Genomic DNA, 16,712 nt, shown 5'->3' with positions numbered 1-16,712 from the left:
ATGTCTCGTTACCGCGGCCCTCGCCTGAGGATCACGCGGCGCTTGGGAGACCTCCCCGGTCTCACCCGGAAGGCCGCCAAACGGTCCTATCCCCCCGGTCAGCACGGCCAAGCCCGTCGCAAGCGCTCTGAATACGCGATCCGTCTCGAAGAGAAGCAGAAGCTTCGCTTTAACTACGGAGTCTCCGAGCGTCAGCTCGTGCGCTACGTGAAGAAAGCGCGCGCCCAGGAAGGTTCCACGGGAACCAACCTGCTCAAGCTGCTCGAGAATCGTCTCGACAATGTTTGTTTCCGCCTCGGCTTCGGTCCCACCGTGCCCGGCGCCCGTCAGCTGGTGAACCACGGTCACGTCACCGTGAACGGTCGTGTTACCGACATCGCCAGCTACCAGTGCAAGCCTGGCGATGTGATCGCCATCCGCGAGCGCAAGTGCAGCAAGAAGCTGGCTGAAGGCAACCTCGAGTTCCCTGGTCTGGCCAACGTGCCGAGCCACCTCGAGCTTGACAAGTCCAAGCTGAGCGCCAAGGTCACTGCCCGCTGCGAACGCGAATGGGTTGCCCTGGAAATCAACGAACTGCTGGTGGTGGAGTACTACTCCAGAAAGGTCTGATCCAGATCCGCAGCTCAAACCCCACGATGCGCAACCCTGGATTCAGGGTTGCGTTTTTTTTTGGTTGATCCCCTGGCACTGCAAGCGCTCACCAGCCACGACTGGCTTGGATTAATCCACCCCGTGCTGATGATCCTGTTCGTCTACCCGGTGGTGGGCGCCACGATCCGGCTGGGAATCCTGGCGCGGGAAAAACGATTGAAGATCAACCCGATCGCCGACACGGTGCCGTTGGAGCACGCGCAGCATGGGGCCTGGGTCACCGGCGGGGTGCTGGTGGCGGTGCTGATCGGCCTCGGCCACAGCCTCTGGAGCAGCCATCCCCTGGGTCTGGTCGTCACCGGCAGCGCTGTGATGTTCAGCTTCGGACGCCTGCTGGCGACCCGGATGGCCTGGCAGCGCTTTCTCTGGGCTGTTGCCGCTGCAGTCGGCCTGCTTTTGCTGGGGCTGCAACCCGCCGTGGAGCGGTTCAGCGATGTTCCCTGGAGCCCCCTGTTCTGGCAGTCCCATTTCTGGATGGGGATGTTGCTCACCACCCTGTTGCTGAGCTCAACAGCGCTGCAGCCCTTGATTGGTCATTCCATGAGGGCCAGGCGCATTCACATCAGCAGCAACCTGCTGGTGGCTTTGCTGCTGGCCATGCAAGCGATCTCGGGGACGAGAAATCTGCTTTTGCACTAAAAGAAAGCCGAAAGCTGCTGACGCAACCAGGGAAGGCTGAGGCCGATCACGTTGGAATAACAGCCATCCAAGCCATCGATGCAGAGGCCGCCGCGGCCCTCCAGTGCAAAACCACCAGCACATTGCAGCGGTTCTCCACTGGCCACATAAGCCTCGATCTCGGCCTTGCTGAGCGGGGCAAAGCGCACCACCGTTTCCACGCAAGCCAACACCTCAGGTTGTCCGTTTCGGATCAGGCAATGGCCCGTCAGCAGTGATCCGCAGCCGCCAGCCATGCGCTGCCAGCGCTCCATCGCTACGGCTGGCCCCGAGGGCTTGCCAAACACCTGCCCTTCAAAACTGAGCACGGAATCACAGCCCAGCACGGCCGTGATCTCAGCATCGCCCACAGGATCAAGCGTCTGGGCAACAGCCGTGGCCTTGGCCTGAGCCAGCAATTTCACCAGCTCTGTTGGATCTGCATGCTGGATCTGGTCCTCATCCACACCGCTGACGCGCACCTGATGTTGAACTCCCGCTTGCTCCAGCAAGCGGCGACGCGCCGGCGAGGCGGAAGCAAGCATGAGCACGGGAACACACCGCAGAACAACGCTCCGTAGGCTGCCAGGGACAGGAGGCTTCGCCATCGCACACCCCACCGACCTGCTGGATCGACGCAGCCGTGACCGGGCTTGCAGGGCCATGGGATGCCTGCCCTTCTCTGAAGCCCTTTACCGGGATCTTCAGCAGCAAGGCCTGGATGCGGGAGACCTCTGGAGCGAACCCGGCCGCTACGGCCGCAAGACACGCTGGTTCCGCAACAGCGAAGCCCTCGAGGACGACCTGCGTTGGCTGATCAGCGTGGGCGTGCTGCGCCGCGAAGTGGATGGTCAGGGGCTGACCAGCCGCTTCAGGCTCACCCCCCTGGGTCGCCAACTCCTCGATGACGACCCTGCACTCCTGCAGCGTTCGATTCCGGTGCTGGATCGGCTGCGCCACAGCCTGCGTCGGCACTGGCCGCTGTGACCGGCAACACGCCGCGCCCCCTGATGGTGCTGGGCACCTCCAGCGGTGCCGGCAAATCGCTGATGACGGCGGCATTGTGCCGGGTGCTCCAACGCCGGGGAGAACAGGCGCTGCCCTTTAAGGGCCAGAACATGAGCAACAACGCCTGGGTGGATGTCGACGGCGGCGAGATGGCCTACTCCCAAGCCATGCAGGCCTGGGCGGCGGGTCTTGAACCCTGCTGCGCCATGAATCCCGTGCTGCTGAAGCCCCGGGGAGACAGCACCAGTGAGGTGATCCATGGGGGTCAAAGCGTGGGAATCGCCCGCGCCGAGCACTACTACCGCGACTGGTTCCGCCCGGGTTGGCAGGCGATCCGCACCGGACTGATGCAGCTCCAGCAGCAATGGCCCCAAGGCCGGCTCGTGCTGGAGGGGGCGGGAAGCCCTGTGGAAGTGAACCTGCAACGTCGCGACCTCACCAACCTGCGCCTGGCCCAGTACTTGCGAGCCAACTGCCTGTTGGTCGCCGACATTGAGCGCGGCGGTGTCTTTGCCCAGATCGTTGGGACGCTCGCTTTGCTGCGCCCGGTGGAACGCCCGCTCATCAAAGGCATCCTTATCAACCGCTTCCGCGGTCGGCGGGAACTGTTTGACGAGGGTCGCCGCTGGCTGGAAGCCAACACCGGGGTACCAGTGCTGGGAGTGATGCCCTGGCTGAACGAGCTGTTTCCACCTGAAGATTCTCTCGATCTGCTGGAACGCAAACCCACCCGGGGAGCCACCGATCTGGAGATCGCAGTGCTGCGGTTGCCCTCCTTGAGCAACTTTTCCGATCTCGATCCGCTCGAAGCCGAAGCCAGTCTGAGGCTGCACTGGATTCAACCCGGAGAACCCCTGGGCGAGCCGGATGCCGTGATTCTTCCGGGAAGCAAACAGACGCTGCGGGATCTGGAGGCATTGAACAGCTGTGGACTGGCCGATCAACTCCGGACCTACGCCCGCGCTGGGGGATCCGTCCTAGGCATCTGCGGCGGAATGCAGATGCTGGGCAGAAGCTTGAGCGATCCGGAGGGACTGGAGGGAACGGATCAGAGGGGGCCCCAGAACGGCTTGGGACTCCTGCCCCTGGAGACCATCTTCAGCGGCACAAAACGGCTGAGTCAGCGCAGCATCGATGGCCTCTGGCCCATGGAGACGCCGCTGAGCGGATTTGAACTGCACTACGGAACAACCACCCCGGATCTCGGTCTTCAGCCCCTAAGCAGCGACCCTGGTTTGGGTTGGTGGGCTCCCGGCCCTAAGGGGTCGAGCGTGGTGGGCACTTACCTGCACGGCTTGCTGGACAACGGCCCATGGCGACGGGCCTGGCTCAACAGGCTTCGCGATCAACGGGGGCTGCAACCGTTAGCCAACGATCCCAAGAACCACAGCGCCCATCGTGATCTATTGCTCGATCGCCTGGCAGATGCCTTCGAGCAACATGTGAACCTCGCTCCGTTGCTCCAGTCATGACTTCGATTCCTGTGCGGTGGCCCGATGGGAGCACAACCCACGAAACCATTGGCCAGGACTGGTTGGTGGCCGCCAGTGGAGCGGGCATCAGCATTCCCACCGGTTGCCTTGGGGGCAGCTGCGGGGCCTGCGAGATCGACGTGAACGGCAAAACGGTGCGTGCCTGCATCAGCACCGTTCCGGCGTCGAAATCAGCGAAACTCACCGTTGAATTCGCAACCGACCCGCACTGGTGACTCCCCTTCGCCTCAGCCTGATAGCCCTGCTCACCGGCGCCTTGAGCGGCGCCGGCGTGGCTGTTGTGATGGGTTGGATCGGCGGCTTGATCCAGCTGCTCTGGGGAGATCCAGTGCTCGAGGGCTTAGATCGCGGCCTTCCCCTGGGCTGGTCGCTGCTGATCTGCGGCGGCAGCGGCTTGATCCTTTCGCTGCTGCATCGCCCCGGCCCCACCACATTGCTGCCTGAGCTCCGGGAGACCCTGAACGATCTGAATCATCCGGACCAGGCTCCGAAGCGCGATGAAGGCCGTGGTCTTCTTGGAGCGACCTTGGCCCAGATCGGTGGAGGTGCCGTCGGACCGGAAGCCCTAATGAGCCGTATGGCCGCACTGATCAGCCAGAGGATTTGGCGTGGTCGTGACCAAAAGCTTCAGCAGGCAACAGTGGCAGGGAGCCTCGCCTTTTTCGGAGCTCCATTACTGGGGGGGGCTTTGGTTGGCGGGGGCTCTCACCCAAACAGTCGCAGGCAGACATTCCTCGACCGCTGGTTGCCTGGCAGCCTCGGCGGTGTTGCCGGGTTTGCCGCCTTCAATGGCTTGGGAACTGCCAGCGGTGGATCGCTGCAACGGCTCCCATACACCTGGCCCAGCAGCCTGGGGGAAGATCTCGGCACCCTCAGCGCAGGCCTGTTGGGGGGAGTGGTTGGTTGCGGCTTGGGCTGGCTGTTGCTGCAGTGGCGAGGCTGGCTGGAGCAGCGCCAACTCCTGGCCCGATGGCCCTGGTGGCCGCTGCTGACCGGCCTGCTGTTGGGCGCCTGTATGCACTGGTTACCGTTGGTTCCCTTTGCCGGGGAAGACCAGCTGCGGCCCCTGCTGGAGGGCCAGAACTCAAGTGAGGCCTGGGTCCTACTCCTCTCAGCGATCGTAAAACTGCTGATGCTGGGCCTTTGCCTGGAAACCGGCTGGCGCGGAGGGGTGTTCTTTCCCTTGTTCCTGGTCGCCTGCGCACTTGGGATGGGACTCCACTTTTTGCTGCCGGAGCTGGGCAGCCTTGGCAGCTGGTGCGGCGCCCTCACAGGTGCGTTGTACCGCTGCGTGCTTCATGCACCCTTGGCGGTTCTTGTGCTCGGGGTTGCCCTCCTGCAGGGCCACGGCACAGCCGGCCTGCTGGTGGGCCTCGGCATGGCGCACCTGATCAGGTGCCGTTCTGAGCTGGATGGTGGCCCTCCACTTCGCCCTTGAACACACGGCTGGCCCGGATATCTCCCTCCTCAAGGGTGGTTAGGTCCTGCTTGGTGAGGGCTTCCCCCATCCGCGAAAACAACCGGTTGGCCTGGCGCAGACGGGCCCGGTCCAAGGCATTGCGAACCGAGCGCGCATTCGCGAAGAAAGGCAGCTGACGCCGGCGCGAGACGTACTCGAAAAAAGCTGTCTCGGCCTTGGCACTGAACTGGTAGTGCTGTGCCTCCAGGAGCAGGCCTGCGATCGCCATCAGCTCGTCGTTGCTGTAGTCGGGGAAATCGAGATGGTGCGCCACCCTTGAGGACAGGCCTGGATTAGAGCTGTAGAAGGTCTCCATCCGATCCCTATAGCCCGCGAAGATCACCACCACGTCGCTGCGCCGGCTCTCCATCTCTTGCAGGAGAATCTCAATGGCTTCGGCGCCGTAATCGCGTTCGTTGTCTGGTTTGTAGAGGTAATAGGCCTCATCGATGAACAGCACACCCCCCTGGGCGCGCTTGAGCATCTCCTTGGTTTTTGGGGCGGTGTGCCCCACGTACTGACCTACGAGATCGTCGCGGGTGGCCGTCACCACATGGCCTTTGCGCAGGTAGCCCAGGCGATGCAGGATTTGCGACATCCGCTGTGCCACGGTGGTCTTGCCGGTACCGGGATGGCCGGTGAACGACATGTGCAAACTGGGCGCGGTGCTGGGCAACTCCAGCTGCTGCCGTGCCTGATCCACCAGCAGCAGAGCAGCGATCTCACGAATCCGCGTCTTCACCGGCGCCAGGCCGATCAGTTCACGGTCCAGTTGGTCCAACACCTCAGCCACACCGGAATCGGCGTAGGCAGAAGCCAGATCAACCGAGGAGGGCATCGATCTCTGCTGTGAAGGCGCGATCGGCTTCGCTCAGCTGGGCCTCCGGGCCGTCATCCTCCGGGCGGATCGTGATGTTCACGTAGGTGCGCCCGAAGCTGATGTCAGGAAAGCGCTGGGTCGCCTCGCTGTGCTGGCCAAGCTTGTCGAGGAAATCGCGGGTGGCGTCGTAGCTGTCGAACTCGAAACGACACTCGAGGCATACGGGTCGTTTCCGCTCCTGCCACTGATTCATCAGAGCCCCCGTTCAGCCTGAACCTGCTGAAAACCTAGAGGAGCGCCACCCGCTGACAGCCCATCAGGCGCCCAGACCAGGCCTTGGCGTAGGCCCGATTGGCGGCCTGCTGCTCAGGATCATCGGAATCCAGCGGATGCGGCATCGTGCCGGCGATGGCTGCATTGGTGACGCAGAACATCGACTTCTGGAAGCTGACGCAGATCTGAACGTGCACATCGGTCTGCCCACGGCCATTGTCGTCGTACCAAAGGCTGAGTTCTTCGGGTAGGTGGCGGTACATGTCCTGCATGCAGAGGCTGGGGGGAATCCCCGCACCCATGCTGGGAATCGGATCGGCGTAAAGGGCGCCGTACTTGAAATCACTAATGTCCGGTGAGATCTGCCGGGCCTGGGCGTTGTACGACACCGTTCCCAGGAAAGGCATGCCGCGGAAAAAGACAGCCTCCACGTAGGGCACCGCCACATCCACAAGGAAGGTGAGACCCGCCTCGGGGGGGAGGACCCAGATCTCTTCACCACCGATCGACACCTTGTATTCAATCGGGCTTCCCGCCGCCGCTACCAAGCCATCACGGATGTGATGCACCACATCGTTGACGCAAGTGACTTCCTTGATCGCGTAACGACGGGCTAGGTCGACAAAGATGTCACTCATGACCCGCCAGAACAGACCGAGGCAGTAAATGGTGGTGAGTGAACGGATGGCCTCGGGGGCGAAGTCGGGATAGAGGCGGTTGTTCAGGGCCAGCAGAGGGTCGCGCGCCGACTTGCACTTGATGATCCGCTGGCAGGCCTCTGCAAATTCAGGTGTATCGAGATAGGCATCGAGCCCGCCGGTGCCATGCCAGAACATCGCCTTCTGGCAGTACTCGGCGTATTCGAAGTTGATCCGATCCCCCATGAGGTGGGTCCAGAAGCGCTTGAGGCTGAACCCCTCGTGGAAAAAGCGGAACACCGGGAAAGGATTGAGCATCTGCTGCTCCCCCTGATCCACAAGGTTCTTGCTGTAGGCATCGAGAACCAGGCCATAGCTCTCGAGCACATTCACCACCTGCAGCAGATGGTCGGGGGTGTCCTTGAGCAGCGGAGTATCGCTGAGCAGACGACGGATCAGCTCTTCCTGATTCGGCAGAACCGGGGGGTGCACGGGGGTCGCGGTCGGGGTCATGACATATCTCCGGTGATCAGGCTGAGGCCCGTGGTGGCTGCCTCACTGAGATTCGAGAGCAGCTCCGGAGCGAGGCCAAGCACCAGCACACCGAGGCTGAGGGCGATGGCCGGAGCCTGCTCCCGCAGCGCCACGCGGTTGAGGATACGGGGATTCACCACCTCGCCGGGAGCGATCGCCAGGCGACCAAAGAAGGCGCGGTTGACCAACAGCAGGAAATACACCGCCGTCAGGCCCGATCCCACCATCGAAAGCAGCGTGGCCAGGGGAAAGGGCTGGAGGCTGCCGCGGAAAATCAGGAATTCGGAAATGAAGCCGGCCATACCAGGAATTCCGGCACTGGCCATCACGCCGATGATCATCAAAGATCCAGTCAGCGGCAGGCCGCGCTGGGGATTGAGCAGGCCACGCAACACGTTGAGGTCGCGGGTGCCGGTCTGGGCGTAAACGACACCCACCACCAGGAAGAGCACTCCGGAGATCAGGCCATGGCTAACCATCTGGAAGAGGGCTCCCATCAACCCAAGGGGCGTGGCGGCGGCGGCGGCCAGCAGCACATAGCCCATGTGTCCAACAGAGCTGTAGGCCACCATGCGCTTCATGTCGCTCTGGGCAATCGCCGCCAGGGATCCGTAGAGCACCGAGATCGCTGCCCAGCCGGCCAACCAGGGAGCAGCCACCTGCCAGGCATCGGGGAACAAGCCAAGGCAGAAGCGAAGCAGGCCATAGGTGCCCAGCTTGAGCAGCACGCCGGCCAAAAGAACCGACACTGGTGTGGAAGCCTCGGTGTGGGCATCCGGCAGCCAGGTGTGGAAAGGGAAGAGGGGAATCTTGATACCGAAGCCGATCAGCAGAGCGCCCATAAGCACCAGCTGGGTGGTCATGCCCAGTTCACCAGCCAGGATCGGCCGCAGGCTGAAGTCCATGGTTCCAGTGACAAACGCAATTCCGAGGAACGCGCCGAGAATCAGAACGCCTGAAACGGCCGTCACGATAAGGAACTTGGTGGCGGCGTAGGCACGGTTGGCACCGCCCCAAACGGCAATCAACAACCAGAGGGGGATGAGTTCCAGTTCGTAGAACAAGAAAAAGAGCAGCAGGTTCTGGGCCAGGAAGGCCCCATTCACCGCTCCTGAAATCACAAGCAGCAGGGCGAAGTAAACCCGAGGTCGGTTCTCGATCGTGCGCGATGAAATGGCCGCAACAAGGCAGAGCACCCCGTTCATCAGCACCAGCGGTAACGACAGACCATCCAGGGCCAATGCGTAATCAAGCCCGATGGCACGCACCCAGCGGGCCTGTTCCACCAACTGCAAACCAGCATCGGCTGCATCGAAGGGCAACAGCAGGGCAAAGCTCGCCAGGCACTGCATCACCAGCAGCACGATGGAGACATCACGCAGGCGCGCACTGGAAGGGGATCCCGGCCAGAGGATCAGAGCCAGAGCCCCGAGGAAGGGAATCAGAAGCAGGAGGGAAAGAAGCATCTCGGGGCGATCAGGTGAGGAACCAACTCACCGCGGTGAGGAAAAGAACGATGGCCAGGAGCACCGTCAACACGTAGGACTGGCTCTGGCCGCTGACGCTGAGCTTGAGGCTGTCGGCACTGGCCAGTGAGAAGCGAGCCACCCCATTGAGAAGACCATCCACCACATTTCGGTCGAACCAGGAGGCCAGGCGAGAGAAGCCAGCCACCACGTTGACGATCGTGAGGCGATAAAAGCGCTCGGTGTAGAAGTCGTAGGCCAGCAGGTCCTGCCACCAGCGCAGCACAGGATTCAGCGAGCGGGACCATGCCTTGCTTAAGGGGAGCACGGCGCCGGCCAGAAGGCCCAGTAGTCCGCTTCCCACCACCAGAGCTGCTGCCCAGAGGGGGAAGGCCAACAAACCATCCAGGGATTCAAGCCGCACCAAAAGGAGCGGAGTGATCAGCACAATCACGGTGAGCGCCACCATCGGCAGGGCCATCTGCCAGTTCACCTCCGCAGCCCGGCGGGACTTGATCAATGCATTGCCCATGAACACATGGCGGAACACCCGCACCAACCCAACTGCTGTAAGGGCATTGGTGAGCAGGAACACGGCCATGAAGGGGACCGAGCGCACGCTCAGCAACTCGATCGACTGAGCAAGCGCCAGGAAACCACCCAAAGGAAGGAACCCGATCAGGCCGGCACCCCCCACCAGGAAGGCTGTGGTGGTGGCAGGCATCCGGCTGCCCAGGCCACCCAGCTCGGTGATGTCCTGGCAGTTGGTGGAAGCAATCACCCCACCAATGCTCATCGACAGCAGAGCTTTGGAGACGGCATGGGTGAACAGGAGCAACAGGGCCAGCACCGGGATCTGCAGCGCGATAGCGATGAAGACCAGCCCCATATGAGCCGTCGTGGAGTACGACAGCGTGCGTTTGATGTCAACTTGGGCCAGGGCCACCAGGGAGCCGCCGATCGCACTGATGCTGCCGATCACGAGCATCACGCCGATAGCGATGGGAGAGAGCTGCAGGATCGGCATCACCTTCAACAGCACAATCGCGCCGCAGGTCACCACAACCGAATTGCGGAGAATCGAGGCGGGATTCGGGCCCTCCATGGCTTCGTCCAGCCAGAGGTGCATAGGGAACTGGGCGCATTTGCCCGTCGGGCCGGCAACCAGGCCCAAACCCAACAGCGTCGCGGCCAGAGGAGAGAGGGTGTCCTGGGCGGCCCAGGCATAGAGGTCGTTGAACCCCATCACTCCGGAATAGCTGCAGAGCGCCACTACACCCATCAGAAGCAACACATCACCAACGCGCTTGGTGAGGAAGGCATCCCGGGCTGCGGTCACCACCAGGGGTTGGGCATACCAGAAACCCACCAGCAGATAGGTGGAGAGGGTCAGCATTTCCAGCAAGAAATAGCTCTGGAACAGGGAGTCGCTGAGCACAACGCCGCTCATCGCCCCCTCAAAAAATCCGAGCAGTGCAAAGAAGCGAGCCAACGCCCACTCCTTGTCCATGTATCCCAGGGAATACACCTGGGACAGCAAGCTGAGGCCCGTAATCAGTTCCAGGGCTACCAAATTGGTGAGCGAAAGACTGAAGCTGATATCCAGCTCCAGATCGGCCACAGTGAGCCAAGGGAATGCCAGATCCACTGGCCCTAATTGGTACACCTCCTGCAGGATCAGGCTTCCGTGAACGAAGGCCACCAGGGTCAGAAAAATATTCAGATACGCCGCCGGTCGATGCGCATCACGCCTGAACCAGCCACAGGCCCACGGCAAAGAGACCAACATCCCGATGAACCCGTAGAGCGGGATCAACCAGGCGGTCTGCTGAGGTAGCGAAAGCTCCGGAGTCAAAACAGCGAGCGGAATGATGATCGAGCTTGTCGCTAGATGGCCGGCGAATCTAAGAACCGGTCATCAGCAAAAGTGCTCTTTGTGAACGGCAATGAGGTGGCTTTTGGTCCTTCAGCTACGGCGGGCTGCGCCGCTGCCGGCCAACACTGGTTCCACTTCGTTGTGGGGGCGAGCAATGATGTGAGCGGCAACGAGGCCGTCACCGACCCGCTCGCAGGCATCAGCTCCGGCACGAACAGCGGCATTCACGGCACCGGTTTCACCACGCACCATCACGGTGACGTAGCCACCACCCACATACTCACGGCAGATCAGGGTGACTTCCGCAGCCTTGGTCATCGCATCGGCTGCCTCGATGGCGGGAACCATGCCGCGGGTTTCGATCATCCCCAGGGCCACACCGGGAACGATGGGGGAAGGGGTTGCAGAGGGTTTGGCCACAGCTGATCCGCCGCCGGATCCGGTGTTGGAGGCGCTGCTGCGACGCGTTGTTGTGGACGCGCGACGGGTGGTTGAAGCAGGAGCTGCCTTGGCGGGAGTTGAAGCGGGAGCAGGGGTGCTGGCCACAGGCTTCACATCCACGGTCTTGTTTGCTGCAGCGGTGCTGCGGGTGGTGCGACGACGGGGGGTGGGGGAAGGAGTGGCCATGGATTGGAAGGTGTGGAAGCGGAACGGAAACGGCGGAGGGAAATGAAGGATCCCTATCCGTCCGGATTCCAGAAATCGATGATTCCACCGATGGTGAGATCGGTGAGAACGGTGTTGTCAGGGCAGGCATGCCGGGCAGCGGAACCGCTGGCGGTGAACACCCAGTTGCCCTCACGGGCACCCACGGGGTCAACGGCCACCAACTTCTTGCCCTTGTTGTTCTTGAGAATGCGCAGGTGCATGTGATCCAAACCGGCAACCCGGTAGGAGCAGACCAGCGTTCCCATCACCTGCATGATTTCCATCAGCTGGCTTTGCCTCCTGCGGGTTTGCTGGGGCTGGGGGATGGAGAGGGAGCGGAGGTCTTCGGAGGGTCGGGTTCCCAGTGGTCAATGATCCCCACAATGGTGAGGTCACTGGGATAGGACTTGCTGCCGGCGGCTTCACGGGCGGCCGAGCTGCTGACGCAGATCACCCAGTCACCAGGTTTCGCACCCACCGCATCGACAGCCACCTTCTTGGTGCTGCCATCGAGCACCACCTGTAGGTGCTTGTGCTCGAAATCGGGGATCCGGTTGGTGGAAACAAGCGGCTTGACGACCTTGACGATGAGCATGATCAGTGAGCCTCCGGAAGTTGCGGGTCGAGGGTGGAACCGACGACCTCGGCTGGAGCCGTCTGGTTGCGGTCGCGAATGGTGAGACAAGTGTGGAGCAGACCCTCATGAACGAGGGCTGCGTAGCGATCGGCGATGGCCTGGTTGACCCGTTGGCAATCAGCAATGGCCCGTTCCCGAGCTCCGGGCACCCGACCGGAATAGTCGAAACGCACCACAACCGGAATAGGCAGATCCCGGGACACATTCAGACCCTTGAAAATTTTCACGCCCACATCGAGATCAGGGGCGCCCTCCTCGACGGTGTCGAGGTGAGCGAAATACGTGAGGTTGCGCAGATGCACCTCTTTGAAGCCGATGCCAACGCCAATGAAACGCTCTGCGTGTCCGGCATCGGGGTAAGTGCCACCGTGCAGATCCTGCACGTAATCGATCTGGGAGAAGTTATTGGCGAGCAACCGGGTCAGGAACGAAACCATGCCGGCATCCATGGGGCCGGGAGCCGCGCTCTCAACAGCTTCAGCAACCTGTGCCATCGCTTGATCGGCACTCATGGATGCTGTGGCGGCATGCAGTTCCCTGGCGCAGAGCCAACGGTCGAGCACCATTTCGCTGTCACGACTTGGGGGGTGCACCCGGATCGCGTCGGTGTCGGTGTCAAGGCCGATCAGCAGAAGATCAACGGAGGCACCGCAGCAGAAGCTGTTTTCCACCGACTCACGAAAATCGAGCAGGCGCTGATGACCTGCCGCTGCCGCCAGTTCGTCATTGCTGCCATGGGCAGCGCAGCCCTGGTGGGAAGGATCGAGGGAACTGAAGTGGTAAGTAACCACCTTCAGGTAACGGGTCGGTTCCGTGGAGGGATTGGGTGAACCTTCGCGATAGCGACGATGCTCGGTTTTGACCCAGCGGTTCACCGTGTTCTCCACGTCGAACATGGCACCAGCGTGGGAACGGCGACGCACAGCGCTAAAGGGAATGCGCAGGGCGTAGGCCACGGTGTGGGCCAAGCGACCATCGGCACAGGGCGTCAGGTCGAGCAGATGGATCCCGCAGTCGAGCAAAAACTGTTCGAACTCTCTAGCGGCAGCACTGCCTGTGCCGGCATCCAGTGGGTCGTCTTGAAAAAAGCGATCACTAAACAGTCGGTGGCTTTCAAAGACACACCAGGCGAACAGGGCGCGCATGTCGAGGGGGCGAACCCATGCCCGCTGCAGGATGTGATCCGGCAGATCAAAGCCGAGTTCGGCCCGGCACAACCGCTGGGCTTGGGGGATGAAATCGGTTTCGTGCTGAAGCGCTGAAACCTGTTGGAGCAGGGGAACGATCCGATCAAAACGTCCCTTGATCTCCAACTCGTAGGCCAGAAGACAGGCATTGGCCGCTGCATCCGTTAAGGGATGGCGCCGATGGGTGATCGGCAGAGAGCTGCGGCTCAGATTGAAAGGAACCGCCCGGGTGGCTGCCTTCTCACGTCGTACCCAGCCCGGCTGTGAAGGAGCGGGACGCTTGACGTCGTTGCTGGAGCGAATCCGACCACCTCCCAATGAGCCGCCACCCAGTTGAGCGGCTTTACCCGATGTGGTGAGGGCACGGCGTCTTTCCAGAGCGGCTCGGCGGGTGGAAGACTCCACCTCAGAAGCGGTCTGAGCGAAATCAGACGTTGTGGCCAGCTGCTGAAGCTGGCGTCGAGTGGGTGCCGAGGGGGCCTGAGGTCGCCCGCCACGGAGAGGCTTGGAGCGAACCATCAGTGAATCAGCCCCGTGCGCCGCCGGAGACGGTTATCAAGGAGCCTTTCTCGGTGTTACCGCTGGAGCCGGTCACGCGGCTCACAGGCCATTCGGTCTCCTCGTTGCGCTTGCGCTCGAAGGAAGACATGGCACTCATCGGGCCAGGACGGCTGGGGTTACGACGGCGGGCCGAAGCACCCTCAGTGCCGGTGACATGCTCCCCACGATCCCAGTCGTCGCCAGTGATCTTGGTGGAGGAACCCTCGCCGGTCACCCGAGATGCTGGCTTTTCAGAGGGCTCGCTGACCACAGCCACGGTGGGCTGAAACTGGCGCTGCTGCTGACGGTTCTGGAACTCGCGGTTATCGAAGCGGAACTGCTCGGTACCGGTCACCTTGCCGCCAGCCATGTCAAAAGGGCCGGTGATGCGATTGCCATCCTCGTAAGACGTACCGGTCACGCCGGCATTGGCCTCACGTTGCTGCTGAGCAGCGCGGGCTGGTGACACCACGCTGAAGCGGGTCCAAGCAGCACCCTCAGGGGCTTGACCGTGGGTATCGGTGCCGGCAGGGGCATCAGCACCGCAGGCAGCAGCCAGCTGGTCAGCACCCACATAAGGAGTGCCGGTGACTGCTTCACAAGCACCGCGCTTGTCGCCGGTCATCACACCACCCACACCAGGTTGGATGCCCGTCATGGCAGCAGAAGGGGTGCCGACACGAACAGGAGTGCGCTCACGAATGGCTTTGACGGCGGGAGTGCCGCAGTGTTGGCCGGCCTGCTCGAGGCCTGCATAAGGAGTTCCTGTTACGGCCTGGCAGCTGCCGGGCTCGTCACCTGTGACGTGCTCCGAGCGGCCGGTGCGGGTTCCGCTCACCACCTGGTTTCGGTTGGTGACACTGAAACCAACCTTGGCAGCTTCAGGCTCAGGCTTGCCGCCGCAAAAGGAATTGACCTGCTCAGCACTGATGTATTGATCACCGGTCACACGGTGGCAGGAGCCGAATTCATTACCGGTGACCTGGGAGGAGCGACCCACCAAAGTTCCAGTAACGCCAGTACCAGAAAGGGTGCCTGACAAACCAACCTTGGCTGCCGGACGACCTTCAGGAAGGGGGTCAGAACCGAGGTATTGATCGCCAGTGAGGCTGCGATTCGCGCCGGCCTCATCACCAGTGACGCTGGCGGAGCGGCCAACCATGACACCACTCACGGGACGACCCTGTTCGGTGAGGCTGTGACCCACCTTGCGAGGGGAAGTCGTACCACCACCGCAGTAGGCAGCAGACTGGTTGGCTGAGATGTATTCGGTGCCGGTCACGCTCTTACAGGTGCCAGGCTCATCGCCGGTGACCTTTTCGGAACGGCCGACTTCGTTACCAGTAACGCGGTTGCCGTGGCTGGTGGCGGTGACGCGCACCTTGGCGGGAGTTGTGGCAGCTGGAGCCGTCTGACAGAAGGTCTGGAAGACTTCAGCACCCAAGTACTCCGTGCCTGTGATGGAACGGCAGGTGCTGGCTTCATTGCCGGTGGTTTTGACCGAGCGGTTGGCCTGGGTTCCAGTCACGGTCTGGCCAGCCGTGGTAGTGCTTTCACCAACTTTCCAATGGGCATCAGCAGCTGCGGCTTGCTTGGCGCCGTGGCGGTTGGGACCGGTTGGGCGGGTCACACCAGCGCTTTGCTTGTTGCGGGCTCCTGCCTTGGTGCGCAGCTCGCGCACTTGCTGGGCCAGCTCACGGCTGGTGAGATCGGGATTGGCCTGACGAGCAACTGCAGCGGCACTGGTGGACTGCTTGCCTGCGGTTTTGCCATGCTTTGCCATGGCATCGCGGCGGGCCAAAACCAGGGCGCGGCTGGGATTCTCGATAGCGCGGCGCTTAGGGGCCGCTGCACGACGTTCTGTGCGAACGGAAAGCTTGGGGGCCGAGGCACTCAATGAGGTCAGTGCGGTCTTCTCGGCAGCACGCTTGCCGCCGCAGCCACAGTTCTTGGTGGTTTCAGCAGGTGCCGCTGCAGGAGCAGCAGCCTTGGTCTGACGGGCAACATCAGCGCGGTTGCGATCGCGGCTGGTGTCTGCGGTTTTGCCGCGACGGGACAGGGCTTCGCGACGAGCAAGCACCAGATCGCGGCTTGCATCGCGAGGCGGCTTGACCTGTGAACTGCGCCTGGAAGGAGCAGCGGTGAATGAAGTTGTTCGCTGCGGAGCTACAGCAGCGGGAACAACAGGTGCAGAAACAGGTTCTGCAACTGCAGCCGCATTCGTGCGGGTGGGACGGGCGTCATCAACGGTGCGAACACGGTTGGCGCCAGTACCAGCTGCAGCTGAGGACTTCTTACCGGAAGTGGTCAGCGCCTTACGGCGTTCTAGTGCGAGTTCGCGACTGGAGAGTCTTGCCATGTCCGCCCGAGGGAGTCGTCGTGAGGTGGAAGGGCACTTGCCCCTCCGGAAAAAGCTGGAGCCCTGATCAAGTCAGGGCTCAGAACCATGGGTCCGAAGGATCAGCGTCCTTCGAAGACCACGAAGCATGCACCCTGGCTCTGGGTGTAGGCGTCGTAACCGACGATGCGCACGTGGTGGTCGGGGTATGCGCGGTGGCAAGCCTCGAGCTCACTGACGACAACGTTCAGATCCTTCTCACCGAAGAAGGGGAGCTTCCAATAAGACCAATAGGTGGCCATGGAGTTGCTGGGATGGACATGCTCAACGAGCGGGCTCCAACCCTGGGCAATGATGTATGCGATCTGGTCGTAGATCTCGTCCTGGGTCATCGGCGGGAGGAAGCCGAAGGTCTCCAGGGTGGCGACTGTTTGATAGTCACCCACGGTGCTCTGGAAAGGCATGGGGATCCTGGGTTTAAGAAAAA

The 16,712-nt window shown here is 62.0% G+C and carries 18 protein-coding genes; 6 read left to right on the top strand and 12 right to left on the bottom strand.

The window, feature by feature from the left end:
- Positions 1 to 609, top strand: coding sequence for a 30S ribosomal protein S4 (gene rpsD, locus FZZ85_RS05380; RefSeq protein WP_226401654.1), 609 nt, complete (start codon positions 1 to 3; stop codon positions 607 to 609).
- A gap of 60 nt (positions 610 to 669) precedes the next feature.
- Positions 670 to 1,290, top strand: coding sequence for a DUF4079 domain-containing protein (locus tag FZZ85_RS05375; protein WP_226412962.1), 621 nt, complete (start codon positions 670 to 672; stop codon positions 1,288 to 1,290).
- Here the strand turns inward: FZZ85_RS05375 and FZZ85_RS05370 are convergent.
- Complete coding sequence (locus tag FZZ85_RS05370; RefSeq protein WP_226413303.1) at positions 1,287 to 1,853, bottom strand: nucleoside triphosphate pyrophosphatase; 567 nt, start codon at positions 1,851 to 1,853, stop codon at positions 1,287 to 1,289. The genes FZZ85_RS05375 and FZZ85_RS05370 overlap by 4 nt on opposite strands.
- Here FZZ85_RS05370 and FZZ85_RS05365 point away from each other — a divergent pair.
- From FZZ85_RS05365 to FZZ85_RS05350, 4 genes are read left to right on the top strand one after another with little or no spacing between them, the layout of a single operon-like run.
- Positions 1,852 to 2,295: an Npun_F0494 family protein gene (locus FZZ85_RS05365; RefSeq protein WP_226412960.1), complete on the top strand. Its 444-nt coding sequence runs from the start codon at positions 1,852 to 1,854 to the stop codon at positions 2,293 to 2,295. The genes FZZ85_RS05370 and FZZ85_RS05365 overlap by 2 nt on opposite strands.
- Before the next feature lie 23 nt (positions 2,296 to 2,318).
- The gene (locus tag FZZ85_RS05360; protein ID WP_226413301.1) at positions 2,319 to 3,788 is read left to right on the top strand and encodes a cobyric acid synthase; all 1,470 of its coding nucleotides are present in this window, start codon (positions 2,319 to 2,321) and stop codon (positions 3,786 to 3,788) included.
- Positions 3,785 to 4,024: a 2Fe-2S iron-sulfur cluster-binding protein gene (locus tag FZZ85_RS05355; RefSeq protein ID WP_226412958.1), complete on the top strand. Its 240-nt coding sequence runs from the start codon at positions 3,785 to 3,787 to the stop codon at positions 4,022 to 4,024. Before FZZ85_RS05360 ends, FZZ85_RS05355 begins: the two co-directional genes overlap by 4 nt.
- Positions 4,021 to 5,247, top strand: a complete 1,227-nt coding sequence (locus tag FZZ85_RS05350; RefSeq protein WP_226412956.1) for a chloride channel protein — start codon at positions 4,021 to 4,023, stop codon at positions 5,245 to 5,247. The genes FZZ85_RS05355 and FZZ85_RS05350 overlap by 4 nt, the downstream gene beginning before the upstream one ends.
- On the opposite strand, the gene cbbX is transcribed toward FZZ85_RS05350, so the two are convergent.
- The 11 genes from cbbX to FZZ85_RS05290 form a co-directional block, all read right to left on the bottom strand.
- Positions 5,201 to 6,106, bottom strand: a complete 906-nt coding sequence (gene cbbX, locus FZZ85_RS05345) for a CbbX protein (RefSeq protein ID WP_226412954.1) — start codon at positions 6,104 to 6,106, stop codon at positions 5,201 to 5,203. The two genes, FZZ85_RS05350 and cbbX, sit on opposite strands and share 47 nt — an antisense overlap.
- On the bottom strand, positions 6,090 to 6,341 hold the full coding sequence (locus tag FZZ85_RS05340) for a 4a-hydroxytetrahydrobiopterin dehydratase (protein WP_226412952.1): 252 nt from the start codon (positions 6,339 to 6,341) through the stop codon (positions 6,090 to 6,092). The genes cbbX and FZZ85_RS05340 overlap by 17 nt, the downstream gene beginning before the upstream one ends.
- A 34-nt stretch (positions 6,342 to 6,375) precedes the next feature.
- Positions 6,376 to 7,512, bottom strand: coding sequence for a CO2 hydration protein (locus FZZ85_RS05335; protein ID WP_226412950.1), 1,137 nt, complete (start codon positions 7,510 to 7,512; stop codon positions 6,376 to 6,378).
- Positions 7,509 to 8,999: an NADH-quinone oxidoreductase subunit M gene (locus FZZ85_RS05330; RefSeq protein ID WP_226412948.1), complete on the bottom strand. Its 1,491-nt coding sequence runs from the start codon at positions 8,997 to 8,999 to the stop codon at positions 7,509 to 7,511. Before FZZ85_RS05330 ends, FZZ85_RS05335 begins: the two co-directional genes overlap by 4 nt.
- A 10-nt stretch (positions 9,000 to 9,009) precedes the next feature.
- Complete coding sequence (locus FZZ85_RS05325; RefSeq protein ID WP_226412946.1) at positions 9,010 to 10,854, bottom strand: NAD(P)H-quinone oxidoreductase subunit F; 1,845 nt, start codon at positions 10,852 to 10,854, stop codon at positions 9,010 to 9,012.
- Positions 10,855 to 10,965: 111 nt separating this feature from the next.
- Positions 10,966 to 11,502, bottom strand: a complete 537-nt coding sequence (locus FZZ85_RS12100; protein ID WP_304623281.1) for a BMC domain-containing protein — start codon at positions 11,500 to 11,502, stop codon at positions 10,966 to 10,968.
- Positions 11,503 to 11,555: 53 nt separating this feature from the next.
- Positions 11,556 to 11,807, bottom strand: a complete 252-nt coding sequence (locus FZZ85_RS05310) for a carboxysome peptide B (RefSeq protein WP_011363752.1) — start codon at positions 11,805 to 11,807, stop codon at positions 11,556 to 11,558.
- Positions 11,807 to 12,118: a carboxysome peptide A gene (locus FZZ85_RS05305; protein WP_006850911.1), complete on the bottom strand. Its 312-nt coding sequence runs from the start codon at positions 12,116 to 12,118 to the stop codon at positions 11,807 to 11,809. Before FZZ85_RS05305 ends, FZZ85_RS05310 begins: the two co-directional genes overlap by 1 nt.
- A gap of 2 nt (positions 12,119 to 12,120) precedes the next feature.
- The gene (locus FZZ85_RS05300) at positions 12,121 to 13,866 is read right to left on the bottom strand and encodes a carboxysome shell carbonic anhydrase (protein ID WP_226412942.1); all 1,746 of its coding nucleotides are present in this window, start codon (positions 13,864 to 13,866) and stop codon (positions 12,121 to 12,123) included.
- A gap of 7 nt (positions 13,867 to 13,873) precedes the next feature.
- Positions 13,874 to 16,246 (bottom strand): CsoS2 family carboxysome shell protein, encoded by a 2,373-nt coding sequence (locus tag FZZ85_RS05295; RefSeq protein ID WP_226412940.1) that lies wholly within the window; start codon positions 16,244 to 16,246, stop codon positions 13,874 to 13,876.
- 101 nt (positions 16,247 to 16,347) lie between these two features.
- Complete coding sequence (locus FZZ85_RS05290; protein ID WP_006043651.1) at positions 16,348 to 16,689, bottom strand: ribulose bisphosphate carboxylase small subunit; 342 nt, start codon at positions 16,687 to 16,689, stop codon at positions 16,348 to 16,350.
- Positions 16,690 to 16,712: the final 23 nt, after the last annotated feature.

The sequence above is a fragment of the Synechococcus sp. MU1642 genome, from assembly GCF_020514115.1.
GTDB lineage: Bacteria > Cyanobacteriota > Cyanobacteriia > PCC-6307 > Cyanobiaceae > Parasynechococcus.
Note: the sequence above shows the minus strand (reverse complement) of the source record. Positions and strands in the feature narration are given on the sequence as shown.